We start from the raw sequence: 25,087 nt of genomic DNA, 5'->3' as shown, positions 1-25,087 counted from the left end.
GGGAGGTGCAGCTTGCCAGCTGTCCTGGAAATCGAAGGTCTACGAAAGACGTACCGGAGCCGACGACGTGGCACCCGCAACGCCTTGGACGGCTTCGACATGCGCGTCGAGGCGGGGCAGGTGCACGGCTTCCTCGGCCCCAACGGGTCGGGCAAGACCACCACACTGCGTACGCTGCTCGGCCTGATCCGGCCCGACGGCGGCCGAATGGCGATCCTCGGGCACGAGGTGCCCGCAGCGCTGCCGCAGGTCGCCGGTCAGGTCGGCGCGATCGTGGAGAGCCCGCAGTTCTTCCCGCACTTCAGCGCCAAGGACACCCTGTCGCTGCTGGCCGGCGCCGGTGACGTGCCCGCGCAGCGGGTCGACGAGGTGCTGGAACTCGTCGGGCTGCGGGACCGGGCCGGCGAGCGGGTCAAGACGTACTCGCTCGGCATGAAGCAGCGACTGGCGGTCGCGTCGGCGCTGCTCAAGAACCCACGGCTGCTGATCCTGGACGAGCCGGCCAACGGCCTCGACCCGGGCGGCATCCGGGAGATGCGCACCCTGATGCGCAACCTCTCCGAGTCCGGGATGACGGTGGTGCTGTCCAGCCACATCCTCGGCGAGATCCAGCTCATCTGCGACTCGGTCACCATCATCTCGCTGGGCCGGCGGGTCGCCTTCGGCCCGGTCGACGAGGTGTTGGCGCAGCACTCGTCCGGCGGGGTACGGGTCCGGCTGGAGGCCGTGACCGACCTGCCGGTCGCCGCCGCCGCGCTGACCCAGGCCGGCGTACGGGTCACCACGAACGAGGACCACCTGATGCTCGCCGGGGTGGACAAGCCGGCCACCGTCACCCGGCTCCTCGCCGAGCAGGGCCTCTACGTCAGCGAACTCGCACCGATCGCGGTGGACCTGGAGAGCGTCTTCCTCGAACTGACCGCCACCGCACCGGTCCCCGGTCAGCACCGGCAGGTCGACCAGTCCGTACGAATGGATGGGGCGGCACCGTCCGCGCCCACCGCAGGAGGTTGGGGCGCGTGAGTCTCTTCCGTACCGAGCTGCGCCGGCTGGCCAAGCGGCGCTTCACCCGCTTCATGACGGCCGGTGGCCTGCTGGTGCTGGCCCTCGTCGTGGTCGGCATGTTCCTCAGCAATCAGAAGATCGACGCCGGCCAGTGGGCTGAGGCCGAGCGCGCCGCCGACCGGCAGCACCAGGAGCAGGTCCGCGGGGCCGAGCAGGAACGCGCCGCCTGCGAGCGGGCGAAGACGGCGGGCGAGGAGTTCTGGACGGACGACTGCGCCGACATCAGCGCGCCGGCGCGTGAGGACATCCAGGCAGAGTGGTTCCTGCCCTCGACGTTCGACTTCCGGGACAGCTTCGGCGACATGCTGATCCCGCTCGCCGCGATCCTGGCCCTGATCGGGTTCGTGGTCGGTGCCTCCTTCGTCGGCGCCGAGTGGAGCACCGGCGGGATGATGAACCTGCTGCTCTGGCGACCGAAACGGCTGACCGTGCTGCTGACCAAGCTGGGCGCGCTGCTCACCGGGCTGCTCGCCCTGGCGCTGCCTGCCACGGTGGCCTGGTTCGGCAGCCTGTGGCTGGTCGCCAACCTGCGCGGCAGCACTGCGGAGATGACCTCCGGCGTCTGGCAGTCGTTCCTGCTCACCGGGCTTCGTGGCATCGTGCTGGCGCTGGTGGCGGCGACGGTGGGCTTCGCCCTGGCGTCGCTGGGTCGGCACACCGCGATGGCGCTCGGCGGGGCGATCGGAGTGTTGGTGGTCGGTCAAGTGGCGATCGCCATGCTGCTGAGCATGATCCAGGTGCGCTACCTCGACGCGTGGCTGCTGCCCACCTACGCGTACGCCTGGATGACCAAGAAGGTCGAGCTCCAGGACTGGCGCTCCTGCAACGACTCGTACACCGGCATGTGTGAGCCGGCCACGCTGGACATCACCTGGCAGCACTCGTCGGCGCTGTTCACCGTCGGCATCGTGCTGGTCCTCGGCGGGGCACTCTGGGCGATGCGCCGCCGCGACATCAACTGAACCGACCGACTGCGGACACACACCGCCACCACCGACCCCGAGGTCAGTGGTGGCGGTGCTGCGTTCGCGGCGCAGTGCGTCGGATGATGCCCCTGGTTAGGCTGGTGGCCCGGTTGGCGCTGCTCGCGCCGGCCGCCCCTCGCAGAGGAGCCCCATGCAGCCCGCCGACGCCGCTGAGACAGCGGAGACCGGTCCGGACGCCGTCACGGTGCCGCCGCCACGGTCCGCCCCCGAGGTGGAGTCGACCCCGGCACCGCCGGACGTGGATGCCGCTGGCCCGGGTGAAACCGACCCGGACGACGACGCCGCGCCGGAGGCGGCCACTCCGCCCCCCGCCGGGCTCAGCGACCGCGACCGCGAGATCCTCGCCTTCGAACGTCAGTGGTGGCGGCACGCCGGTGCCAAGGAACAGGCCATCCGGGACCGTTTCGGGCTCTCCGCGACCCGCTACTACCAGTTGCTGAACGGATTGCTGGACAATCCGGCCGCGCTGGCCGCCGACCCGGTGCTGGTGGGTCGGCTGGTCCGGCTGCGCGCCTCCCGCGCGCGGAACAGGCGCCGCTGACCGGGGAGAATGTCGGACCGTGCGGCGGGTAGCCGGGGCACGGAGGTGGCGACGATGACCGGAGCCGACCCGGCGCGACCAAGGCGTACCGCACATGCGACGTATCCGAGGACGGACGCGGGGCTGCCCGAGGCCGTCTCCGAGGAACGTCGGCGGGGTCCGGCGGTCGGCACCGCGCCGACCATGCGGGTACGCTCCGCGTCCGCTCCGCCACCGGGCCGGACGGTCAACGAGGACCTGGTGTTCCGCTTCGGCCCACTGGTCGGGGTGCTAGACGGGGCGACGGTCCCGGAGGGCTTCGACACCGGCTGCGTACACGGGCCGCAGTGGTATGTCCGGCACCTGGCCGCCCGGCTGGGGTTGGCCGAGGCGATCCGCCCGGCGGCGACGTTGGTGAGCAACCTGGCGGCGGCGATCCTGGCAGTCCGCGCCGACCACGGCGGGCAGTGTGATCTCGACCACCCCGGGACGCCGTCGAGCACGGTGTGTCTGCTGCGCGATGGCGGTGACCAGGTCGACTACCTGGTGCTCTGCGACAGTCCGCTGGTGCTCGACATCGGCGGACGGGTCGGGGTGGTCACCGACGACCGGCTGGCCACCTCGGTGGCCCGCCTGCGTGCCGTCGCCACCGCGCTGCCCGATTCGGCCGACCGGGCGACCCGCTTCCGGCACGCCGTCACCGCACAGCGCGAGCAGATGAACCGTACGCACGGTTACTGGGTCGCCGCCGCCGACCCGGACGCGGCGTACCAGGCGGTGGTCGGCACCCTGCCGTTGCGGGGCCCGGAGGCGCTGCGGCGCGCGGTGCTGCTCAGCGACGGAGCCTCCGCCGCCGTCGAGGAGTTCGGCCTCTTCGACTGGGCCGGCCTGCTGGACGTGGTGTCCACCGGCGGGCCGGGCGGGCTCGTCGACCTGGTCCGGGCGGCCGAGCGGGACCACCCCGACCGGCTGCGCCGGCACAAACCGGCCGACGACGCGTCCGCCGTCTACTGCGAGTTCACTCGGTCGGACGACAGCGGAGCGTGAGCTAGGACGAAATCCGGTCCGACCGGTCGAACCCGTCCGCCGGAGGGGTCGGTCGGCGCGGACCGGGTGGACTTGCGGCGCCGGGCGCGGGAGACTGCGGCACGTGACGGGTGCGGTCCGGTTGGAGCCGGTAGACGAGAAGAACCTCGAACCGTTGCTCTCCGTAGCGGCGGCCGAGGCGGAACCGGCCGAGGTGATGCCGCCGGTGGAGGCACCGGCCGGTTGGTCGCACGCCCGGCGGGAGGCGTTCCGGGACTACCACCGGGCCAGCTTCGGCGGGCTCGACGGCCCGACCCGCACCGCCATGTACGCCATCCTGGCCGGCGGTGAGGTGGTCGGCATGATCCGGATGACCCGGCGCGACACGCCGGACACCGTCGAGGTGGGCATGTGGCTGGGCCAGTCCGCCCGGGGCCAGGGCATCGGGCGGGCGGCGCTGTGCGAACTGCTCAACCTCGCGCCGGACGCCGGGGTGCGGACCGTGGTCGCGGACACCACGGCGGACAACCACGGCGCCCTGTACGTGCTGGAGAGGTGCGGCGCCAAACTGCGCGAGGACGGCGACCGGGTGTCCGCCGAGATCTCCCTCGACCCCACCCGCTGACCCCGACCCCACCCATTTCCCGCACCCCCGTGGGTCAGCTGCGCTTGTCGGCGTAGGCGGCCAGCCAGGCGACCTGGGCGGGGTCGAGGGACGGGCGTACCCGGGAACGGGCGGTGGCGACGTGGTCGGCGGTGACCGTGGCGGCGGTCAGCGACTCGCGCATCGCGGCCAGCGCCGCCTCCCGGACCAGCGCCGCGCAGTCGGCGGCGGAGAAGCCGTCCAGCTCCGCGCCGAGCGAGGGAAGGTCGACGTCCTCGGCGAGCGGCACGTTGCGGGCGGCGGCCCGCAGGATCTCCGCCCGCGCCTCGGCGTCCGGCGGCGGTACGTAGACCAGCCGTTCCAGCCGCCCGGGACGCAGCAGCGCCGGGTCGACCAGGTCCGGCCGGTTCGTCGCGCCGATCACCACCACGTTGCGCAGCGACTCGACGCCGTCCATCTCGGTGAGCAGCGCGGCCACCACCCGGTCGGTGGTGCCGCCGTCGCTGGCCTGGCCGCGTACCGGCGCCAGGGCGTCCACCTCGTCCAGGAACACCAGCGTCGGCGCGGCCTCGCGGGCCCGCCGGAACAGTTCACGGACGGCACGTTCGCTCTCGCCGACCCACTTGGACAGCAGCTCGGCGCCCTTGACCGAGAGCACGTTCGCCCGACCGGACCCGGCCAGCGCGGTCACCAGGAACGTCTTGCCGCAGCCGGGCGGACCGTAGAGCAGCACGCCACGCGGTGGCTGCACGCCGAGGCGGGCGAACGTGTCCGGGTAGGTCAGCGGCCACAGCACCGACTCGGTCAACGTCTGCTTGACCTCGACCAGGTCACCGACGTCGTCGAGGGTCACCCGGGCCAGTTCGAGCGTGGAGGCGGCCATGGTGGTCGGCCGGACCACCTCCAACGCGCCGGTGAAGTCGGCCATCGCGACGGTCGGGTTCTCCACCGACTTCTGCCGCAGGGCCGCGCGCACGCCGGCCTCCCGCACCAGCGCGGCCAGGTCGGCGGCGACGAACCCGGGGGTACGCCCGGCGACCTCGTCGAGCCGTACGTCCTCGGCGAGCGGCACCGGGCGGGTCAGCACGGTGAGCTGTTCCCGACGCAGGGCGGCGTCGGGCAGCGGGACGTCGATCCGTAGCGAGAGCAGGTCCGGGGCGCGCAGCGCCGGGTCGACGGCCTCGGAACGACCGGTGGTGCAGACCACCGCCGATCCGGCCCGGACGATCTCGGCCAGGCACTGCCGGAACACGGTCGCGACCGGGCCGGGACTGTCCGCCGGGGCCAGCGCCTCCACGTCCGAGACCAGCAGCACGGCTGGGCCGCCGGCGACCACCTCGGCGGTCACCGACCGGAGCCGGGCGGCGGCCGAGGAGTTGGTCAGCGCCGCGACCTCGGGCGCCCAGAGCTGGTGCACCCGGGCACCGACCTGCGCTGCCACCGCCCGGACCAGCGCGGACTTCCCCGAACCGGCCGGGCCGGCGACGAGTACGCCGAGCGCGACGGTGGTGCCCAGCCGGCCGAGCACCTCGCCGTGGTGGAAACTCAGGTCCAGCAGTTCGGTCAGCTCCTCGGCCTGCGACCGCAGGCCGGGCAGCTCGTCCACCGAGGGGACGTGCTCCTGGTGCACCTCGCTGTCGGCCCAGACCTCGGCACCGGTCTCCGCGTCGGCGTCGGTGCGACGGTCACCGCCCACCGTCGTACGCCCACCGGCCGGTCGCCCCAGCCCGGCGGAGACGGCGGTCGCCGACCGGCGGACGTCGGTCTCGCCCCGGGTCTCCGGGCCGTGCTCCCACCCGACCAGAGTGTCCATGGTGACCAGGGCCCCCGGGGCGGGGTCGGCGTCGACGACGCGGAGCAGTGTGCTGGTCCAGGCGTAGCCGACCCGGGTGGAGAGGCTGCGTCGGGCGGCCTCCACCAGCGTGCGCGTCGAGGCGTCCGGCAGGACGTCCTGGGGCAGCAGGGAGACGTCGTCCCCGGCGGTGACCACCTTGCCGAGCAGCGCCAGTCGCAGCATCTCGGGGGAGACCACCGCGACGATCTGGGCCGGGCCGGAGAGCAGCACCCGACGGGCGGCGGTGACCGGGGCCGCGCTGACCGTGACCTCCCCGCCGTCGCGGATACCGAGGTTGCCCAGCGTCAGGTCGTCGGCGTGCAGCAGGCCGGCACCGGATCCCGGCTCGGCCTCGGCGGCGATGCCGGCGGTCACCCGCCGACCGGTCAACCGGACCGGATCACCGGCCCGTAACCCGAGCGCGGTCAGCGCCTCGGGGTGCAGCCGGACGATGCCACGCCGGGCGTCCAGCGCGGCCGGACGCAGACTCGCGATCAGGGTCAACTCGGGTTCGCCCACCCGAGCGACCCTAACCGGCCCGGTCACCCCATGTGCGATCAGCCCGGCGGCTGCTCGCCGGTGAGCAGGGACGGGTCACGACGGATCAGCTCGGCCAGCCGGGCCGCCGGGTCCGGCTCCGGCGCGTCCGGAGTGTCGGACCAACCGGGCGCGGTGCCGGTCGCCAACGGCCAGGCCGGCGGTGGCGTGGCGCGCTGACCGCTGACTGCGACCTCCTGACCGACCCAGGCCACCCGCAGGTCGTACGCGGTGCCGTCGTGGTCGACCCGGACGGTGACGCTGGTGCCCGGATGCGCCGCGACCACGGCGCGCAACGCCTCGGCGACCTCCTCCACGACGTGCCGCGGGGGCGTTCCGGGTCCGCGATCCGACGCCCCGGCCCAGCCGGGACCCGCGTTACGGCTGTCCGTCCGGCTCACCGCCGCACCGGCCGGCACGTCCGGTTCCGGATCGGGCTGGTCGTCGGCCGACGGATCCGTGGACCGGCGGCGCAGCGCCTCCTCGCGCCGACGCATCCGGGCCAGTGTCTCGTCCAGTCCGCCCCTCATCCGCCTCACCCCTTCCCACGAGCGGCCGTGAGCCGGTCGGCTCAGGCCCGCTTGTCCCGGATCGCCCGGTCCAGCGCCCGATCGAGGACGACCAGCAGGGCGTCCCGCACCGAGAGCCGGTCCCGGGCGTCGAACTGCACCAGAGGTACGTGCTCACCGATGGCCAGGGCCCACCGGATCGCGTTGAGGTCGTGCGCCAGATGCCCGTCGAAGGCGTTCACCCCGACCACGAAGGGCAGGCCGGCCCGTTCGAAGAAGTCGATCGCCGGGTAGCAGTCGTCCAGCCGGGCGCTGTCCACCACGACCAGCGCGCCGAGCGCGCCCCGGGCCAGGTCGTCCCACATGAAGCCGAAGCGGGCCTGGCCGGGCGTGCCGAACAGATAGAGCTTGAGGCTGCGGTCGATGGTGACGCAGCCGAAGTCCATCGCCACCGTGGTCGTGGTCTTGTCCGAGCGCTGGCCGGGGTCGTCGACCCCGATGCCGGCGATCGTCATCTCCGCCTCGGTGGTCAGCGGCACGATCTCCGATATGGCGCCCACGGTGGTGGTCTTACCCACTCCGAAGCCCCCGGCCACCAGGATCTTGACCGGGATCGGCGGGGTCCGGCGGTGCGCACCCGTACCACCGGACCCCGCCAAGGGCCGGTACGGCGGTGGCGGGGCCACCGGGGCGGGGGGTGGCGGCGGGGTGGCCCGTCCCACCGACGGGGGGACCGGCGCGGAGCCGCCGTAGCGGGCCGCGGCGCTGTTGGCGGAGAGCGCGCCCTGCGGGGCGACCGGCCAGTCAGGAGATTGCACGAAGTCCATCAATCACTCGCAGGATGACGTCGGGGTCGAGGGCGTCGTCGGCATCGTTGACGTGTACGTCCAGATGGCCGGCGGCCCGCAGGTCGCCCACCAGGACCCGGGTCACACCGAAGTGCAACCGGGTCTTCGCGGAGATCTCGGCGACCGAGATCGGGTCGCCGCAGAGTGCCACGATCGCCTGGAGTTCCGGGGTCAGCCGGGCGGTCACACTGGTCCACGGTTCGGGGCCGGGCCGGGCGGTCACCTGGGTCTCCAGGCCGATCGACGGGTCCGCGCCGGCCACCCGCCCGGCCGTGAGCACGAACGGGCGGAGTCCGGTCGGACCGGCCGCCTCCGGTTCCGATCCGACCGCCGCCGGTGCGTCCGCCGGTCCGGCGTCGCCGGCCGGGGCGGGCTCGCGCAGGTAGGGCCGGATCCGGAACACCGGCTCCGGTTCCGCACCGGCGGCGTCGGGATTCATTGCTGAACGGAGTTCTTGAGCTCGGCGATCAGGCGCGGGGTGAGCGCGCTTCCGGCCCGACCGGCGAAGAGGGTCATCTCGTACGCGACGGTGCCGAGGTTGGCCGACCGGTCGGCGACCACACCGAGCACCGAGCCGCTGCTGATCGCGCTGATCAGCAGGTAACCCTCGGCCATGTCCACCACGACCCGGTTCAGCCCGCCCAGCGCGTACCAGCTCGCGGCGCCGCCGGCCAGGCTAGTCATGCCGGAGACCACTGCGGCGAGCCGCTCCGCGTTGGACCGGTCCTTGATCGCGGACATGGCCATCAGCAACCCGTCGGACGAGACGGCGATCGCCTCCAGCACCCCTGCCGTGCTCGAGGTGAAGGTGTCCAGAAGCCAGTTGAACGTGCGGGCCTCGGGGCTGAGGTCGCCGGCCGGGTGACTCTGGTGGTCGAGGTTCTCGTGTACGTGCGGGCTGGTCAAAGTGGCGTTCCTTCTTCGTCGCTGCGGTCGGGACGGACATCGCGCAGAGCCCGGGCGACGCCGGTCTCGAACGCGTTGATGAGATCGCGGACCTCGGCCGGGTCACCGGGATTCTGCGCCATCGTCTGGCGGGGCGTGGTGGCGATCAGGTTTGCGCCCGGCACCCGCCGGCTCAGTTGGGTGGGTGCACCGGAGGGCGCGGGCTCGACCGGCTGCGGGAGCGCCGCCGCCCGGCTCTGCTCGGCCCGGCGTACGCCCGACTCGAACTGCTCGACGAGGGCGCGGGCGGCGACCGGGTCGGCGCCGGTGGCGTCCACCGGACCCACCCGAGGTGCACTTCTGGACAGGCTGGCACCGGGCACCCGCTGCCGGATGCCGGGCAACGGGCCGGTCGGGCCGCTCGGCGCTGTCGGCGCTGTCGGGGTGGGCGGGGTGGGCGGCGGCCCCTGTGCCGGCTCGGTCCCGGCCGGTGTAGCGGGATCGCCGACGGCCGGACGGTCCGGCGTGACGGCGTGGTCCGGCGTGACGGTGTGGTCCGGCGTCACGGTGCCCGGAGCGGTGGCGAAGGCGTCCCAGGACGCACCCAGCTCCATGCTCTCGGTGGCCCGGCTGAGCAGCGTCTGGTCGAAGCCGGGCAGCGCGGCGGCCTCGACCGGTGGCCGGACCGGACCGCCGGCCCCGACCGGCACCGGTTCGGCCTGGGCCGGGCCGCCCAGCGCCGGCATGGGCGGCGGGGCGCCCGGGTCCGGCTGGTGCCGGGTGGGCAGCGCGACGGGCACGCTGGCCCGGGCGGTGGGGATCACGCCGCCGGCGCCGAAGACCAGCGACGCCCGGGGGATCAGCACGGTGGCGGTGACGCCGCCGCCCGGCGTCGCGGACAGACCGACGCCCCAGCCGTGCCGGCGGGCCAGCCGACCCACCACGAAGAGTCCGAGCACCTCGGTCGGAGCGAGGTCGAGCCGTTCCCGGCGGGTGAGCCGGACGTTCTCGTCGGCCAGCCGTGCCTCGGTCATGCCGATCCCGTGGTCGACCACGGTCAGCCGGGCGCCGTCCTCGGTGATCTCGCCGCCGACCACCACGCGGGTGTGCGGCGGGGAGAAGACCGTGGCGTTCTCCATCAACTCGGCCAACGCCAGCACCAGGTCACCGATGATCGCCGGGGCCGCCGATACCTCGGCCGGGACCGCGACGTCGACCCGGGTGTAGTCCTCGATCTCACCGAGGGCGAGTCGGACCGCGTCGGCCAGCGGGACCGGCGCCACGTGGGTGACGTCGCCCGTGGCGCCGGAGAGCACCACCAGGTTGCCGGCGTTGCGTCGCAGCCGGCTGGAGATGTGGTCGAGGCGGTACAGGCTCTCCAGCCGTCCCGGGTCGGCCTCCTGCTGCTCCAGCCGGTCGATCAGCGCGATCTGCCGGCCGACCAGGTTCTGCGTACGCCGGCCGACGTGCCCGAACATCTGGGCCACGTTGCGCCGGCTGGCCACCTGCCGCTCCACCAACTGGGCTGCGGTGCTCTGCACCCGCTCGAAGGCACGGGCCAGGTCACCGATCTCGTCCCGGGCGCGCACGTCGACCCGGTCGAGCCGGATCGGCTGGGCGGTGTCGGTCTCGTCGTCGGCGACCCGCACCAGTTCGGACTCGGCGACTCGGGCGACCCGGTCGGCGGAGCGGGTGAGTCGGGTCAGCGGCCGGGCGACGGTCCGGCCGATGGCCAGGGCGAGCAACACCACCACGACCAGGATCAGCAGCACCAGGGCGGTCACCCAGTACGCCTCGGCGAGGGCGGTCTGCCGGTCCGCCCGGACCTCGGCGGTCACGTCGGCGACCAGCTTCTTCTCCACGAACTGACCCAGGGTGATCAGTGAGGAGATGGTCGGGTAGAGGACCTCGACGGGCGTCTGCGACACCGCGCCCACCGGGTCCAGCGAACTCTGGTCCAGGAAGCCGGGCCCGGTCCGGGCGTCCAGGGCGGCCTGCTCGATGTCCATCAGGGCCAGTTGCTCGGGCGTGATCAGGCCCAGCAACTGGGTGGTCTGCGACTGGAGGGTGGCCATGTTGGCCACGAAGACGGTGGCGAGCTGCGGGCTGGGCCTGGCCGCGACGAGCACCAGCAGGGCGGCGCCGCTGCCGAGTCCCTCGCTCTTGCGCAGGATCCCGTCCAGCGCCAGCACCTGCCGCCCGGCCGAGGTGCGGGTGTCCACGTCGTACGGCAGGCGCAACGAGTCGATCAGTCTGATGTGCACCGGCCCGTACGCGCCGATGACCTGATCCGGGCTGGCCTGTCCGGCCAGCGTGGCGGTGCGTACCTGGGCGAGTTGCCGGACCCCGTCGAGCGCGGTCGTCACCTCCGGGGACAGTTCGTCACCCAACTCGGTGCGCAGGTCGACGATCAGGTCGTCCACCTCCGCGATCTCCTGCACCAGGTCGGTGCGCTCGACCTGCCGCAGCAGCAGGCCGATGGCGAGCATCCGCTCCCGCTGGAGGTGTTGCAGCAGGGTGCCGACGCGGCTGGCGACCCTGACGGTGCTCTCGATGTCGCCGGCTCGCTGGGCGACCCCGGCGCGTTCCCACACCACCGGCAGCGTCAGCCCGAGCATGCAGAGCAGGGGGATGAGCACCAACAGGGCGAGTTTGCCCCGGATCCGGAGCCTATCGAGCAGCATCGAAGGGCCTCCACCGATCCGGGTCGTGGCCGTGCCCGACCGGCTGGAGCGCGCGGTCGCCCGGCGTACGGGTGGGCTCCCACGGGCTGTCGGCTGGCTGCTCCGGGTCGCCGGCTTCGGCGTCGGTGCCCTGCGGCCGGCCGGTGTTGTCTCTCGGGCGAGACAACCACCCGCTCACCGCCAGGGCGACCAGCAGCAGTCCGGCGACGCCGCCCGCGACCATGGTCAGCAGGTCGTCCCGGTCGAGCTGGTCGATCCGCTCCACCAGCAGTCGGTCGATCTCGTCGAGCAGGATCGGCTGGAGTTGCGTGGCGGCCCGCTGGGCGTCGTCCCGCGCGCTGGTCAGCCGGACCAGGTTGACGGTGCCGGTCCGGTTGTCCGGCTGGGAGTGGACCGCCATCGCCTCGGCCGCCCGCTGGTAGGCGTCGAACGGCGTGAGCACGCTCGCGCCCAGGTCGGCGCTGGCCGAGCTGTCCACCACCGCGCGCAGGTTGTTGACCAGGTCGTTGGCGGGTTGCAACGCGGCGAGCCGCAGGGTGGCCAGCTCGCTGAGGGTGCGTACCCGGTCGCTGGCGGGCCGCTGCTGGGCCAGGACCGCGATGTCGACGAGTCGCCCGGCGGCCACCGTCGCCTCCGGCATCTCCTCGCCGACGCCGTCCTGGAGGAAGTACGAGGCGGCACCGGAGTCCCGGATCAGGCCGGAGGTCTCGCGTACCTTGCCGTGCAGGGCCAGCAGCAGGTCGGTGACCTCCCGGTAGGCGCTGTACGCCGCCTCCGGGTCGAGCGACCGCTCGGGCAGCGCCTCCAGCTTGGCCCGGATCCCGGCCCACCGTTCGCTGGTGCTCAGCTCGCCACCGATGCGGGCGTCGACGGCGGCGGCCCGCTCGACGGCCTGCTGGAGGCTCTCCCGAGGCGGTTGGCGGTCGGCCACGGCGGCGCTCTGCGCGTCCACCAGCGCCTCGGTCACCGGTCCGAGGGCGCGCAGGTACTCCACGCCCAGCCGCTCCTGCTTCAGGGCCTCGCGGTCGGCGTCGATGTACTGATGGGCCCGTACGACGAGGAACGCCACCGGCAGCAGCAGCGCGGTGGCGAGTAGCAGCGGCAGTATGCGGCCCGGTGTCCGGGGCTGGCGACGGACCCGCGAAGCGGGAACGGTCATGGTTTCTCCTCCGGGTGGCGCAGTGGTCGGGGGATGGCGTCAAGGAGCCGGTCCCGTGCGCCGGACCGGAAAACTAATCGAACGGGGACTGTCTGTATGGGTCTCTCCGGGTCAGGTTTGCGTCACTTCGAGCGATGTGACGGAGGATTAACTGATTGACTACGGTGGGTGGCTCTTTCCGTGGAGATACGTCGTAGTTACGCGTAGTTTCCAGTGAAAGGCATTAATTTCCAGGATGCGAATTCATCCCAAAGGTTCGCTGCGGAGGATGTGCGGTCGACCCCTTGCGGATGACGATCGGCCGAGTAGGACGGACGTACGGCGGATCTCAGCTACCACTCAGGTTGCGGGCCGTACCGTGTGCCGCATGAGATCGCCGTTCTCGGCCGCACGGATTCGTCGTGCCCTACCCACCGGCCGCCGGTCCGTCGCCGCGTCAGTGGCCGTCGCCCTGCTGGCGGCGGTCGTCGTCTGGGCGGTGTGGCCGGAGCGGCCGAGCTTTCGGACCGAGTCCGCGATGCTCACCGTGCGATCCGGGCCGAACGGCGACGAGCCCGTCGACCTGGACACCACGCTGTATCTGCCGCGCGAGGCCGCCGCCGACCGGAAGGTGCCGGCGGTGCTGCTCGCGCACGGTTTCGGCGGCACCAAGAACTCGGTCCGCACCGACGCTGAGGACCTGGCCGACCGGGGTTACGCGGTGTTGACCTGGACCGCCCGGGGCTTCGGCCGCAGCGGTGGCCAGATCCACCTGGACAGCCCCGACCACGAGGTCCGCGACGCGCAACGACTGCTGGACTGGCTGGCCGACCGCCCGGAGATCCGGACCGACGCGACCGGCGACCCCCGCGTCGGTGTGGTCGGCGGCTCCTACGGCGGCGCGCTGGCGCTGCTGCTCGCCGCCCAGGACCAGCGGGTGGACGCGATCGTCCCGATGATCACCTGGAACGACCTGTCCCGCTCCTTCCTGCCGGAGAGCACCGGTGGGGAACCGACCGGTGGGGTGTTCAAGTCCGGCTGGGCCGGCATCTTCTTCGGTGGCGGCGGCGCCGTCGGCTCCGGGCCGGCCGGAATCTCCGGCACCGGCGCCGAGTCGCCGGAGGGTGCGCCGGACGCCGGGCCGCCCAGCCCCGCGCCGGGCCAGGGGCCGGGCACCGCACCGGGCGCCCCGGCCGCCGGTGGCCTGCCCGATCCCTCCTGCGGCCGGTTCGCCGCCGACGTCTGCGCCGCGTACCTGCGCATCGCCGCCACCGGTCAGGCCGACCAGGCCGCCGTCGACCTGCTGCGCCGTTCCAGCCCGGCCGGCGTGCTGGACCGGATCGAGGCGCCCACCCTGCTGGTACAGGGCGCGGCGGACACCCTCTTCCCGCTCGGCGAGGCCGACGCCAACGCCCGGGGCATCGCCGCCAACGGCACCCCGGTGCGGGTCGCCTGGTTCACCGGCGGCCACGACGGCGGCTCCGGACCGCAGACCGACTCCGACCGGGTGAAGTTCCTGACCGCGCAGTGGCTCGACCACTACGTCGCGGAGACCGGGGACGCGCCCGGCGACACCTTCACCTTCTCCCGTATCGCCGGCTTCGACGCCATGGACCGAGGGCTGGTCGCCACCGGATACCGCACCGACGACTACCCCGGTCTCGGCGGCGACTCCCGCCGCGAGGTGACCGTGGCCGGGCCGCCCCAGCCGGTGGCGAACCCGCCCGGCGGCAACCCCGCCGCGATCTCCTCGGTGCCGTTCGCCGGCTCGTTGAGCTCCCTGCTCAGCGGCGTTGCCGGTGACATACCCGGGCAGCACGCCCGGTTCGAGTCCGAGCCGCTGACCGAGGCGGTCGATATCGTCGGCTCTCCCACCGTCTCGCTGCGGGCCGCGTCGAGCAGCGGCGAGGCGGTCCTCTTCGCCAAGCTCTACGTCGTTGACCCGGAGGGGGCGGCCACCCTGCCCAGCGGGCTGATCGCGCCGATCCGGCTCACCGGCCTGTCGGCCACCGTCGATGCCGCCGAGCCGGTCACCGTCACCCTGCCGGCGATCGTGCACCGGGTGGAGGCCGGGCACCGGCTTCGGCTGGTGGTGGCCACCTCGGACCAGGCGTACACCACCCCGATCGAGCCGGCCGTCTACACGGTCGCGGTCGGTGAGACGCCGGTCAGCCTGCCGACGGTCGACAGCGACCCGATCCCCACCGAGGCGGCGCTCTGGCGCTGGGTGCTGGTCGGGCTGATCGCCGCGATCGTGATCGGGCTCGTCGTGCTGGTGGCCGTGCTGCGCCTGCGGCACCGCCGTCAGGACACCTCGATCCATCCCGAGTACGCGGACACCCCGCTGGCCGTGCGCCATCTGCGCAAGGAGTACGCCGACGGCTTCGTGGCCGTCTCCGAGGTGGACTTCGAGGTGCACCCCGGTCAGGTGGTCGGCCTGCTCGGGCCCAACGGTGCCGGCAAGACCACCACCCTGCGGGTGCTGATGGGGCTGACCCAGCCGACGGCCGGGGAGATCTATGTCTTCGGGCACCGGCTGGTGCCCGGCTCGCCGGTGCTCTCCCGGATCGGCGCGCTCGTCGAGGGGCCCGGGTTCCTGCCGCACCTGTCCGGCCTGGAGAACCTTCGGGCGTACTGGCGGGCGACCGGACGACCGGAGGCCGACGCGCACTTCGAGCAGGCGCTGGAGATCGCCGGGCTGGGCTCGTCGGTGCACCGGCGGGTCCGCAAGTACAGCCACGGCATGCGGCAACGGTTGGCCATCGCCCAGGCCATGCTCGGCCTGCCCGAGCTGCTGGTGCTCGACGAGCCGACCGACGGGTTGGACCCGCCGCAGATCGCCGAGATGCGTCGGGTGCTCCAGCGGTACGCCACGGACGGTCGCGCGGTGCTGGTCTCCAGTCACCTGCTCGCCGAGGTGGAGCAGACCTGCACGCACGCCGTGGTGGTCAACAAGGGCCGGATCGTGGCCTCCGGGCCGGTGGAGGACATCGTCGGCGACTCGCCGAGCGTGCTGTTCGAGGTGAGCGACCCGACCGCGGCCCGGGACGTGCTCAACGACCTCGGCGGCGTACGGGTGCTGGACGACGCCGACGGGCACCTGGTGGTGGACACCAACGGCACCGCCCGTAGCGAGGTGGTCGCCGAGCTGGTGCGGGCCGGTATCGGGGTGGACCGGGTGGTGCCCCGGCGTCGCCTGGAGGATGCGTTCCTCGCCCTGGTGGGCGAGAACTCTCGGGGAAGCGGGGACCGGTGATGGCGGGATCGACCGTGCAGCCGACGCGGGAGGAGTCCGGGGTGGCTCCGTCGGGAGCCGCCGCCGGCTACCGGCCGTCGAGGACGCTGCCGTTCGGGGCCGAGTTCCGCCGACAGGCGGCGCGGCGGCGTACCCAGTTGGCGCTCGGCTTCATGGTGCTGCTGCCGTTGATCATCCTGATCGCGTTCCAGTTCGACTCGGGTGACGACGACAGCGGCCGGGGGGAGTTCGGCAGCCTGGTCTCGTTCGCCACCTCCGGCGGGCTGAACTTCACCCTGTTCACCATCTTCGTCTCCGCCTCGTTCCTGCTGGTCGTGGTGGTGGCGCTGTTCAGTGGTGACACGGTGGCCAGCGAGGCGAGCTGGGGCAGCCTGCGCTACCTGTTGGCGGTGCCGGTGCCCCGGGCCCGGCTGCTGACCGTGAAGCTGCTGGTGGCGCTCGCGTACTCGGCGTTCGCGCTGGTGCTGCTCGCCGGCACGGCCCTGCTGATCGGCACCCTCCGGTACGGCTGGTCACCCCTGCGCAGCACGGTCGCCGCGCAGCTCGAACCCGGCGAGGGGCTGCTCCGCCTGCTCGCGGTGCTCGGCTATCTGGCGGTGGTGCTGCTGGTCGTCGCCGGTCTGGCGTTCCTGCTCTCGGTGGTCACCGACGCCGCGCTGGGCGCGGTGGGCGGTGCGGTGCTGCTGTGGATCCTCTCCAGCATCCTGGACCAGATCACCGCGCTCGGCGCGATCCGGTCGTTCCTGCCGACCCACTACAGCACCGCCTGGCTGGGGTTGCTCTCCACGCCCGTGCAGACCGACGACATCGTCCGGGGCGCCATCTCGGCGATCTGCTACGCCACCCTCTTCTGGGGGCTCGCCTTCTGGCGCTTCACCCGCAAGGACATCACCAGCTGAGTGCGGCGTCGACGCCGCCGTCCGTCCGGTCGGCTGGCGTCGGCGTCGACGCCGTTCGCTCCTTCCAGGCGCTGACTCCGATCCGGCCGGTGTTGCCGAGGTCGATCGGCCCCTCCATGTCGAGGTCCTGCGCCGGCTGTCCGGTCACCGAAGCGATCTCCAGGCGCGCGGCGTCGGTGGCGACCACGGTCGGATCGTCGACCAGGTTGCGCCAGATCACGGCCGCCCCGGCCGCGTCGCCCGGTGCCAGCACCAGCGGCCGGGGTGGGGCGTCGAAGCCCGAGGCGATCCCTGCCGCCCCGGGGACCACCCGGACGGTGATCCGTGCCCCCTCGCCGTCGTAGAGCCGCCGCGCCGGTCGGTTCCGCGATCCCCCGTGGCGGCATCGCGGGACCGGGTACCGCTCGGCGTACCGGCTGGTGGGACGAAGGTGGCCGCCTCCAGACCCGGCTGGATGGCCGGCTCCGGCCGGTGTGGGCGCAACATGTTGCCGTCATGTGTCGACCGTGTACAGGGGAACTTACCGAGAGTGACCGAAAGGATCATCGTCGCGGGGGGTTTCTTTGGAAGTTCCAGTCGCTACCATCGATGTGGGAGCGTTCCCAAAGGAAGAGATTGCATCGACAAATATTTATCAGTCCCGCATTCTGGATGCCCTCGTCCATCCACAATGGAGGTTCCGGAATGCGTACTGACCGGTTCGGCGGGCCGGCCCTGTCCCTGTTCCGCATGGTCATCGGCCTGCTGTTTCTCTGCCACGGGTTGTCGTCCCTATTCGGCGTCTTCGGCGGTGCCCGGGGGAGCGGTGAAGCCGTCCCGCTCGGCACGTGGCCAGGTTGGTGGGCCGCGCTGATCCAGGCCGTCTGCGGCGCCCTCGTGCTCGTCGGCCTCTTCACCCGGCCGGCGGCACTGGTGGCGTCGGGCTCGATGGCCTACGCCTACTTCGTCGTCCACCAGCCCGAGGCGCTGCTGCCGCTGCGCAACCACGGCGAGTTGTCCGTGCTGTTCTGCTGGTCGTTCCTGCTGATCGCGGTGCTCGGTCCGGGTAGCTGGGCGGTGGACAACCTGCTGCGCCAGCGCAGCGGGGCCGCGCTGGACGTGAAGGCGGCCGAACGCAGGTCCGTACCGGCCTGATCCGGCTGGTGCGGCGACCAGGCCGACGCTCGTGCGCGACCCTGGACCGGGTCTCCTCCGGCACCGCCGGAGCTCCTCCGGTCCAGGGTCGTCGCGGTCTTTCAGGCGGTGACGGCGGTGAGGAATCGCTCACAGGCTGAGATCGAACGCTGACGAGCGCGCCGGGATTGCCTAGACTCGGCGGCACAACTGAATACCTCATCCAGAGGGGCTGAGGGATACGGCCCGACGACGCCCCGGCAACCACCCCACGCGCTCATCGCTGAGCGTCCCGTGGGGCAGGTGCCAATTCCGTCCCCGCCGCAGAGTGCGATGTGGGGGAAGATGAGAGGACTCGGACATGACGTCGACGCTCGCCCCCGGAATCGACACCACCGCCAGCCCCGCCCGCGCCCTGGTCTGCCGTGCCTGTTCCGCCCGCTACCCGCTGGCCGCACAGCACGCCTGTTACGAGTGTTTCGGCCCGCTGGAGGTCGACTACGACCCGGCGGCCCTCGCCACCGTGACCCGCGAGCAGATCGAGGCGGGCCCGCAGAACATCTGGCGCTACGCGGCGCTGCTCCCCGCCGGCCAGGACCCGGCCACCCGGGTCACCCTGGACCCCGGTTTTACGCCGTTGGTCGCCGCCGACCAGCTCGCCGCCGAGCTGGGCATCACCGGCCCGCTCTGGATCAAGGACGACAGCGCCAACCCCACCCACTCGTTCAAGGACCGGGTCGTCTCGGTCGCGCTGACCGCCGCCCGGGTACTCGGCTTCTCCCGGTTCGCCTGCGCCTCCACCGGCAACCTGGCCAACTCCGTCGCCGCCCACGCGGCCCGGGCCGGTACCCCGTCGGTGGTCTTCATCCCCAGTGACCTGGAGCAGGGCAAGGTCGTGACGACCGCCGTCTACGGCGGTGAACTGGTCGCCATCGACGGCTCGTACGACGACGTGAACCGGCTCTGCGGCGAGCTGGTGGAGACCGACGAGTTCGAGGACACCGCCTTCGTCAACGTCAACGTCCGGCCGTACTACGCGGAGGGCTCCAAGACGCTCGGCTACGAGGTCGCCGAGCAGCTCGGCTGGCGGATCCCGGCCCAGGTGGTCATCCCGATGGCCTCCGGTGAGCTGCTCACCAAGGTCGACAAGGCGTTCAGCGAGCTGGTCGAGATCGGCCTGGTCGAGGCGCCGGCCGGCGGATGGAAGGTCTTCGGCGCCCAGTCGGCCGGGTGCAACCCGATCGCCACCGCCCTGCACGGCGGCGGTGACACCATCACCCCGGTCAAGCCGACCGGGATCGCCAAGTCGCTCAACATCGGCGACCCGGCCGCCGGCCTGTACGCCCTGGAGGCGGTACGCCGGACCGGCGGTTGGATGGACTACGCCGACGACGACGAGATCCGGGCCGCCGTGCGGCTGTTGGCGCGTACCACCGGGGTCTTCGCCGAGACGGCCGGTGGGGTGACCGTCGCGGTGCTGCGCAAGCTGGTCGAGTCCGGGAAGCTGGACCCGACCGCGGAGACGGTGGTCTACAACACCGGCGAGGGGCTCAAGACGCTCGACGCCGTCGCGGGCGAGGTCGGGCCGACCCACCGGATCAAGCCGTCGCTGCGGGCCGCCCGCGACGCCGGACTGCTCGGCTGAGGCACACCGCGAGCCCGTCGACCGGGTGGCATGGTGCACGCCGACCGATCCGCCGGGTAACGGGCTTTTAGCGGTGAGTGCAGAAAACACGCCGTCGAGTACTTGACGGCAGGAACCGGGCGGCGCAAGATGCTTCGTGCGGGAGGGCGTTTCGCCGTAGACTTTCAGTCTTTACGACCCAGCGCCGGAGGCGTTGTGCGATCGTCCCTCCCGACCAAGCTTTCCGAAGGGGCCGGCGAATAATCGCTGGCCCCTTCGTTCGTCGTCGCGCAGGCTGCGGACATGGCCATCACCATCACCTCCTTCGGTGCCGACGACGAGTCGGCCATCGAGCAGGCGTTCCGGGTCGGCGCCGACTACTCCGCCACCGACCTGCCGGACTACCCCCCGTTCAGCCGGCAGCGGTTCGCCTCGCTGTTCCACCAACCGATGCCGGGCACCGAGACGCTCGCCCTGCTGGCCCACGTCGACGGCGTCCCCGCCGGCTACCTGCTGCTCGACCTGCCGCAGCTGGACAACACCGAGAACGCCTCCGCCGAACTCGTCGTGCATCCGGACCATCGCCGCCGGGGAGTCGGTCGGGCGCTGTTCGAGCGCGGCCTGCGCCTGCTGCGTGAGCGCGGACGCAAACGGGTCAGCGCGATGAGCCGGGCGCACCTGCGCGAGGATCCCGACCAACCCGCCCCGGCCACCCGGTTCGCCGCCACCGTCGGCGCGGTCGACGCCCTGGCCGACGTACGGCGGCGACTGCACGTCGCCGAGCTGGACCAGGCCGCACTGGACACGCTGCTCGCCGACGCCCGGTCCCGGGCCACCGGCTACGAGGTGCTGTTCTGGCGCGGGAACACGCCGGACGACCTGATCGCCGACGTCGCGTACCTGGACGGGCGACTGCTGGCCGACGCGCCCATGGGTGACCTGGCGTGGGAGCCCGAGCAGGTCGACGCGGAGCGGGTACGCGGCACCGAGCGGGCGCTCGAAGCGCGCGGCAAGCGGCGCTACCACGCGGGCGTACGGCACCGGGAGTCCGGTCGACTGGTCGCCTGGACCCTGCTCGACATGTCACCGACCGCTGACTGGCACGCCTTCCAACAGATCACCATCGTCGACCCGGAGCACCGGGGGCGTCGCCTCGGTCTGCTCACGAAGATCGAGAACCTTCGTCACCTGCTCGCCCACGAGCCCGCCGTCCAGGTGATCGACACCTTCAACGCGGACAGCAACGATCACATGATCACGATCAACGAGCAGCTCGGTTTCCGGGTGATGGACCGGTGGAGCAACTGGCAGCTCGACGTCTGAGGTGTGACACGCCCCTACTGATCCCGGGGCTTCCTGTTGCATGATGGCGGGCATGACGGAGACCCCGCACCCCCTCTACGACAGGCACGCCGACACCCTCGACCGCGCGCTGACCGCGATCACGGAGCGCGGGTACTGGTCCGCCTATCCGGAATCACCCAGCCCCCGGGTGTACGGCGAGACCGCGGCCGCCGACGGCAAGGCCGCCTTCGAGGCGTACCTGGGTGGAGACTTCCCGCTCGACCAGCCGGGCGACGGCGACCGGGTCGCCACGGAGACCAGCCCGTTCGGCGTCCCGCTGGACGTCCGCTACCCGCACGCCACCGCCGACCAACTCGTCACCGCCGCGTCCGCGGCGCTGCCCGCGTGGCGGGACGCCGGTCCGCAGGCGCGGGTCGGGGTCTGCCTGGAGATCCTCGCCCGGCTGCACAAGCACGTCTTCGAACTGGCCAACGCCGTGCAGTTCACCAGCGGGCAGGCGTTCGTGATGGCGTTCCAGGCCGGCGGCGCCCACGCGCTCGACCGGGCGCTGGAGGCCGTCGCCTACGCGTACGCGGAGATGACCCGGCACCCCGGGACCGCCGCCTGGGAGAAGGCCGCCGGCAAGGGCGACCCGCTGCGGATGACCAAGACGTTCCACGTGGTGCCGCGCGGCGTCGCCCTGGTCATCGGCTGCAACACGTTCCCGACCTGGAACTCGTACCCCGGACTGTTCGCGTCCCTGGTGACCGGCAACCCGGTGGTGGTCAAGCCGCACCCGCGTGCCGTACTCCCGCTGGCCGTGACGGTGCGCTACGCCCGGGAGGTGCTCGCCGAGGCCGGTTTCGACCCGAACCTGGTCCTGCTCGCCCCCGAGGCACCCGGCGAGAAGCTGGCCTCCACCCTGGCCCTGCACCCGGCCGTCAAGATCGTGGACTTCACCGGTTCCACCGAGTACGGCGACTGGCTGGAGGCCAACGTCCGGCAGGCGGCGGTCTACACCGAGAAGGCCGGGCTCAACACCGTCGTGGTCGACTCCACCGACGACTTCGCCGGGATGTGCCGCAACCTCGGCTTCACCCTGACGCTCTACAGCGGCCAGATGTGCACCACCTCGCAGAACATCCTCATCCCCCGGGACGGCATCGACACCGACCAGGGACACAAGAGCTTCGACGAGGTGGCCGCCGGAATCGCCGCCGCCGTCGGCAAGCTCACCGCCGACCCGGCGCGCGGGGTCGAGCTGACCGGCGCCATCGTCAACGACGGCGTCCTGGACCGCCTCGACGAGGTCACCAAGGTCGGTACGCCAGTGCTGGAGTCGCGTACCGTCACGCACCCGTCGTTCCCGGACGCGGTGGTCCGTACGCCGGCGGTCGTCAAGCTGGACGCGAGCGAGACGGCGACCTACTCGCGGGAGTGGTTCGGACCCATCTCCTTCGCCATCGCCACCGACTCCACCGCGCACAGCCTCGACATCCTCCGCGCGACCGTGGGGGAGAAGGGTGCGCTCACCGCCGCGGTGTACTCGACCGACGAGGCGGTGCTGGACGCCGCCGAGAACACTGCGATCGAGGTCGGGGTGCACCTGTCCGGCAACCTCACCGGCGGCGTCTTCGTGAACCAGTCGGCGGCGTTCTCCGACTTCCACGGAAGCGGGGCGAACGCGGCGGCGAACTCGGCGCTCACCGACGGCGCGTACGTCGCCAACCGCTTCCGCATCGTGCAGAGCCGGCGGCACGCCTAAGGGGTGTGTGCTTCGTGCTTGCGGTGCGGGGTTCCGGGTGCTTGCGGTGCGGGGTGCCCCGGAACCCCGGTGAGTCACCGTCAGAGCATGAGCTGAGCTGATCGGCGGACGGGGCAGGGGTGCCGTTCGCGTCGTGCGGTGGCCTGGGACCCGGGTTCTGCTCAGCCTCGCCTCGCCTCGCCTCGCCTCGGCTGGGCTCGGCTTGGCTGGGCCGGCTCTGCTCGCGCCGAGTCGGTCGGGCTGGGTCGGGTCGGGCCGGGCCGGGCTGGGGCGGTCGGGCGGGCTGCGTTTCGGGCCGGGTCGGGAAGGGCTGGGGCGGGGTGCTGGGGACGGTGCCGGCGGTACTCCAGCCTGCCGCCTTTGCTCTGCTTCACTCCACGCAACACTTCCGGGAAATCGTGCTGGTTCTGGGCAATTGTCATGGCTTTACCGGTGCGGTATCTGTCAGGAGGAACGGATCGCCCTGTTCGTTGCGCAGGTTGAAGCAGAGCAAAGGCGGCGCAGGGGACTAGGCGTGCGCCGCGTCCGCAGGGACAGGCTGGCTGGTCCGCCACCCCGCGACCGTCGTCGCCGAGCGGGAGTTGGGCCGAGCGGGAGTTGGGCCGAGCGGGAGTTGGGCCGAGCGGGAGTTGGGCCGAGCGGGAGTTGGGCCGAGCGGGAGTTGGGCCTAGCAGGGCCAGGCCGAGCAGGGGTTGGAAACGAGCAGGGAGTGGGCCAGTGGGCGGCCCGACCCAGGGCAAGTCCACGGGGCCAGCCGGACCTGGTCGGGTTTCCGGGCAGCCCACCCTGCGGAGGGATCAAGCCTGACCGCCCGGAGCAGGGTGGGCTGCCCGGAAGCCCTCACCCCGACCACGGTGGGCTGCCCGGACACCCCTGCCCGACCGCTGACTACGCCCGGCGACGCATCTGGAGTTCGCGGAGGGTGGGGACGGTCGGGTGCGGCACCCGTACCCCGGTGTCGGCGAAGCCGATCCGTTGGTAGGCGCGGTACGCGCGGTCGTTGCCCACCACGACTTCGAGCATCAGCTCGCGCCGCCCGCAGTCCCGGGACCAGGCGCCCACCGCTTGGATCAGGTTCCCGAGCAGGCCCGTGCCGCGCCACGTCGGGGTGACGTAGACCGCGTAGACCACGGTGACCGCGAGTTCCGTGGGGTGGGCGACACCGCCGGCGTGCCCGACCAGCCGGCCGCCGGGGTCCGCCACGAACTGGGCGGTGTGGGTGCCGGCCGAGACCTGGGCGATCCGGGCGACGTACTCGGCGTGCGGACGGGCGGCGGCCTCCGCGATCGTCTCCAGGAAGGCCAGCGGGGAGTCGGCGAGCATCTCCAGCCGGAGGGCCCGCATCCGGGCGGCGTCCGTCGGCTCGACCCGGCGGACGTCCGCCCGCAGGGTGCCGGTCCCGTCGATGGCGCTGGTCATGTCGGCATGCTTACCACAATGACGTACGGCGATGCCGTCAGTCGGAATACGCCCGATTTGTGGTCGTGCGCGGTCGTCACGCCTCGTGTACCGTGCGATTTCGGTCACCGTTTTCGGGGTCGTCGCGGATCGCTGAAACCGGTGGTCTTCGGGTGCTCGGCGTGCCGGTGCCCGGAGTTGTGGTACGCCGCGCAGAGTGAGGACAACACCGTGGCACAGGGCACCGTGAAGTGGTTCAACGCCGAAAAGGGCTACGGCTTCATCGCCGTCGACGGAGGGCAGGACGTCTTCGTTCACTTCTCCGCGATCGAGATGGACGGCTACAAGGCGCTGGACGACGGCCAGCGGGTGGAGTTCGAGATCGCCCAGGGCCAGAAGGGCCCCCAGGCCGAGCGGGTACGCGTCATCTGAGCACACCCCGGACCTCGCCGGCTGATCGTCGGACGGGGTTTTGGGAACGTGGCCGATGCAGGGCTGCGGCGCCGGGGCCGACCAGGGAAGATCATGGGCCGATCCAGCCATCGCTGAGGAGCGTCCATGTCCGACCAGCCGCCCCCGGCGGGTCCGTCCTCGTCCCCCGACGAGCCGGACCGGCCCTCGCCCGCGAACGAGCCGACCCCGCTGGTGAACGAGCCCGACTCAGTCGCCAACGGGCCCGACCCATCCGCGAACGAGACTGATCGGTCCACTGAGCGGGGCGACGGGCGGCCACCGGTCGACCTCACCGCCCCCAACCCGCAGTCGACCGGATCCGTGACGCCGCCGGTCGACCCGACGGCCCCGACGCCACCGACTGACCCGACGGCGTCGGTCTCGCCGCCGGGTGCCGGTGAGCCGTCCGTGGTGTCGCCGGGGCCGGGCGTCTCGGGCGAGCCCGCTCCGGCCCCGGGTGTGGGGTCGGCGGCCGCCGCGCCGTGGGGCGGTGGCCCCGAGTCCGGCGTGCCCGGCCAGCCGGGTGCACCAGCGCCCGATCCAGGTCAGCCATATCAAGGTGAGCCGTACCCGGGCCAGCCCTATCCCGGTCAGTCGTACCCGAGCCAGGTCGGGGGGCCGCTGCCCTATCCCGGTCAGCCCTATCCGACGTCGCCCTA

At 72.4% G+C, this 25,087-nt stretch carries 21 protein-coding genes and 1 riboswitch; of the genes, 12 read left to right on the top strand and 9 right to left on the bottom strand.

Annotation, left to right across the window (positions count from 1 at the left end; all coding sequences use genetic code 11):
- Positions 1-12 precede the first annotated feature (12 nt).
- From ACZ31C_RS09520 to ACZ31C_RS09500, 5 genes are all read left to right on the top strand, one after another.
- A complete protein-coding gene (locus tag ACZ31C_RS09520; protein WP_449953733.1) occupies positions 13-1,023 on the top strand; it encodes an ABC transporter ATP-binding protein in 1,011 nt (336 codons plus the stop codon).
- Positions 1,020-2,027 carry an ABC transporter permease subunit gene (locus ACZ31C_RS09515; protein WP_396742028.1) on the top strand — a complete coding sequence of 336 codons (1,008 nt, stop codon included), beginning with the start codon at positions 1,020-1,022 and terminating at the stop codon, positions 2,025-2,027. The genes ACZ31C_RS09520 and ACZ31C_RS09515 overlap by 4 nt, the downstream gene beginning before the upstream one ends.
- A 154-nt stretch (positions 2,028-2,181) precedes the next feature.
- Positions 2,182-2,592, top strand: a complete 411-nt coding sequence (locus ACZ31C_RS09510; protein ID WP_465794834.1) for a DUF3263 domain-containing protein — start codon at positions 2,182-2,184, stop codon at positions 2,590-2,592.
- Positions 2,593-2,646: 54 nt separating this feature from the next.
- The gene (locus tag ACZ31C_RS09505) at positions 2,647-3,618 is read left to right on the top strand and encodes a hypothetical protein (protein WP_465794833.1); all 972 of its coding nucleotides are present in this window, start codon (positions 2,647-2,649) and stop codon (positions 3,616-3,618) included.
- A 103-nt stretch (positions 3,619-3,721) separates the two neighbouring features.
- A complete protein-coding gene (locus tag ACZ31C_RS09500; RefSeq protein ID WP_350699264.1) occupies positions 3,722-4,222 on the top strand; it encodes a GNAT family N-acetyltransferase in 501 nt (166 codons plus the stop codon).
- 34 nt (positions 4,223-4,256) lie between these two features.
- On the opposite strand, the gene ACZ31C_RS09495 is transcribed toward ACZ31C_RS09500, so the two are convergent.
- Genes ACZ31C_RS09495 through ACZ31C_RS09465 form a run of 7 tightly spaced genes read right to left on the bottom strand, consistent with a single transcriptional unit; the run spans position 4,257 to position 12,657 of the window.
- Positions 4,257-6,554 (bottom strand): AAA family ATPase, encoded by a 2,298-nt coding sequence (locus tag ACZ31C_RS09495; RefSeq protein WP_465794832.1) that lies wholly within the window; start codon positions 6,552-6,554, stop codon positions 4,257-4,259.
- A gap of 38 nt (positions 6,555-6,592) precedes the next feature.
- Positions 6,593-7,102 carry a hypothetical protein gene (locus tag ACZ31C_RS09490; protein ID WP_465794831.1) on the bottom strand — a complete coding sequence of 170 codons (510 nt, stop codon included), beginning with the start codon at positions 7,100-7,102 and terminating at the stop codon, positions 6,593-6,595.
- Between the two features lie 41 nt (positions 7,103-7,143).
- A complete protein-coding gene (locus tag ACZ31C_RS09485; protein ID WP_465794830.1) occupies positions 7,144-7,908 on the bottom strand; it encodes a GTP-binding protein in 765 nt (254 codons plus the stop codon).
- Complete coding sequence (locus ACZ31C_RS09480) at positions 7,886-8,368, bottom strand: DUF742 domain-containing protein (protein WP_350699271.1); 483 nt, start codon at positions 8,366-8,368, stop codon at positions 7,886-7,888. The genes ACZ31C_RS09485 and ACZ31C_RS09480 overlap by 23 nt, the downstream gene beginning before the upstream one ends.
- The gene (locus ACZ31C_RS09475) at positions 8,365-8,835 is read right to left on the bottom strand and encodes a roadblock/LC7 domain-containing protein (protein WP_131055729.1); all 471 of its coding nucleotides are present in this window, start codon (positions 8,833-8,835) and stop codon (positions 8,365-8,367) included. The genes ACZ31C_RS09480 and ACZ31C_RS09475 overlap by 4 nt, the downstream gene beginning before the upstream one ends.
- Positions 8,832-11,498 (bottom strand): sensor histidine kinase, encoded by a 2,667-nt coding sequence (locus tag ACZ31C_RS09470; RefSeq protein WP_465794829.1) that lies wholly within the window; start codon positions 11,496-11,498, stop codon positions 8,832-8,834. The genes ACZ31C_RS09475 and ACZ31C_RS09470 overlap by 4 nt, the downstream gene beginning before the upstream one ends.
- Entirely contained in the window at positions 11,485-12,657 is a 1,173-nt protein-coding gene (locus tag ACZ31C_RS09465; RefSeq protein WP_465794828.1) for a hypothetical protein, read from the bottom strand. Before ACZ31C_RS09465 ends, ACZ31C_RS09470 begins: the two co-directional genes overlap by 14 nt.
- A 367-nt stretch (positions 12,658-13,024) precedes the next feature.
- On the opposite strand from ACZ31C_RS09465, the gene ACZ31C_RS09460 reads away from it, so the two are divergent.
- Together ACZ31C_RS09460 and ACZ31C_RS09455 are read left to right on the top strand one after the other, a co-directional pair.
- A complete protein-coding gene (locus tag ACZ31C_RS09460) occupies positions 13,025-15,892 on the top strand; it encodes an alpha/beta fold hydrolase (RefSeq protein ID WP_465794827.1) in 2,868 nt (955 codons plus the stop codon).
- A complete protein-coding gene (locus ACZ31C_RS09455; protein WP_465794826.1) occupies positions 15,892-16,791 on the top strand; it encodes an ABC transporter permease in 900 nt (299 codons plus the stop codon). The genes ACZ31C_RS09460 and ACZ31C_RS09455 overlap by 1 nt, the downstream gene beginning before the upstream one ends.
- On the opposite strand, the gene ACZ31C_RS09450 is transcribed toward ACZ31C_RS09455, so the two are convergent.
- Positions 16,781-17,101 carry a hypothetical protein gene (locus tag ACZ31C_RS09450; protein ID WP_465794825.1) on the bottom strand — a complete coding sequence of 107 codons (321 nt, stop codon included), beginning with the start codon at positions 17,099-17,101 and terminating at the stop codon, positions 16,781-16,783. The two genes, ACZ31C_RS09455 and ACZ31C_RS09450, sit on opposite strands and share 11 nt — an antisense overlap.
- Before the next feature lie 374 nt (positions 17,102-17,475).
- Between ACZ31C_RS09450 and ACZ31C_RS09445 the strand changes: the two genes are divergently transcribed.
- The 4 genes from ACZ31C_RS09445 to paaN all read left to right on the top strand — a co-directional run bounded on the left by ACZ31C_RS09445 (position 17,476) and on the right by paaN (position 22,577).
- Positions 17,476-17,925 (top strand): DoxX family protein, encoded by a 450-nt coding sequence (locus ACZ31C_RS09445; protein WP_465794824.1) that lies wholly within the window; start codon positions 17,476-17,478, stop codon positions 17,923-17,925.
- 195 nt (positions 17,926-18,120) lie between these two features.
- Positions 18,121-18,256, top strand: a riboswitch (SAM riboswitch).
- Positions 18,257-18,265: 9 nt separating this feature from the next.
- A complete protein-coding gene (gene thrC, locus ACZ31C_RS09440) occupies positions 18,266-19,549 on the top strand; it encodes a threonine synthase (protein ID WP_465794823.1) in 1,284 nt (427 codons plus the stop codon).
- Between the two features lie 282 nt (positions 19,550-19,831).
- Entirely contained in the window at positions 19,832-20,851 is a 1,020-nt protein-coding gene (locus ACZ31C_RS09435) for a GNAT family N-acetyltransferase (RefSeq protein WP_465794822.1), read from the top strand.
- Positions 20,852-20,903: 52 nt separating this feature from the next.
- Positions 20,904-22,577 carry a phenylacetic acid degradation protein PaaN gene (paaN, locus tag ACZ31C_RS09430; RefSeq protein ID WP_465794821.1) on the top strand — a complete coding sequence of 558 codons (1,674 nt, stop codon included), beginning with the start codon at positions 20,904-20,906 and terminating at the stop codon, positions 22,575-22,577.
- Positions 22,578-23,465: 888 nt separating this feature from the next.
- On the opposite strand, the gene ACZ31C_RS09425 is transcribed toward paaN, so the two are convergent.
- Positions 23,466-23,996, bottom strand: coding sequence for a GNAT family N-acetyltransferase (locus ACZ31C_RS09425; RefSeq protein ID WP_465794820.1), 531 nt, complete (start codon positions 23,994-23,996; stop codon positions 23,466-23,468).
- 210 nt (positions 23,997-24,206) lie between these two features.
- Between ACZ31C_RS09425 and ACZ31C_RS09420 the strand changes: the two genes are divergently transcribed.
- Positions 24,207-24,407 carry a cold-shock protein gene (locus ACZ31C_RS09420; protein ID WP_099852798.1) on the top strand — a complete coding sequence of 67 codons (201 nt, stop codon included), beginning with the start codon at positions 24,207-24,209 and terminating at the stop codon, positions 24,405-24,407.
- Positions 24,408-25,087 lie beyond the last annotated feature (680 nt).

Source organism: Micromonospora sp. NPDC023869 (assembly GCF_055559695.1).
The sequence above is the reverse complement of the archived record's forward strand: the minus strand, read 5'-3'. Positions and strand labels throughout refer to the sequence as shown.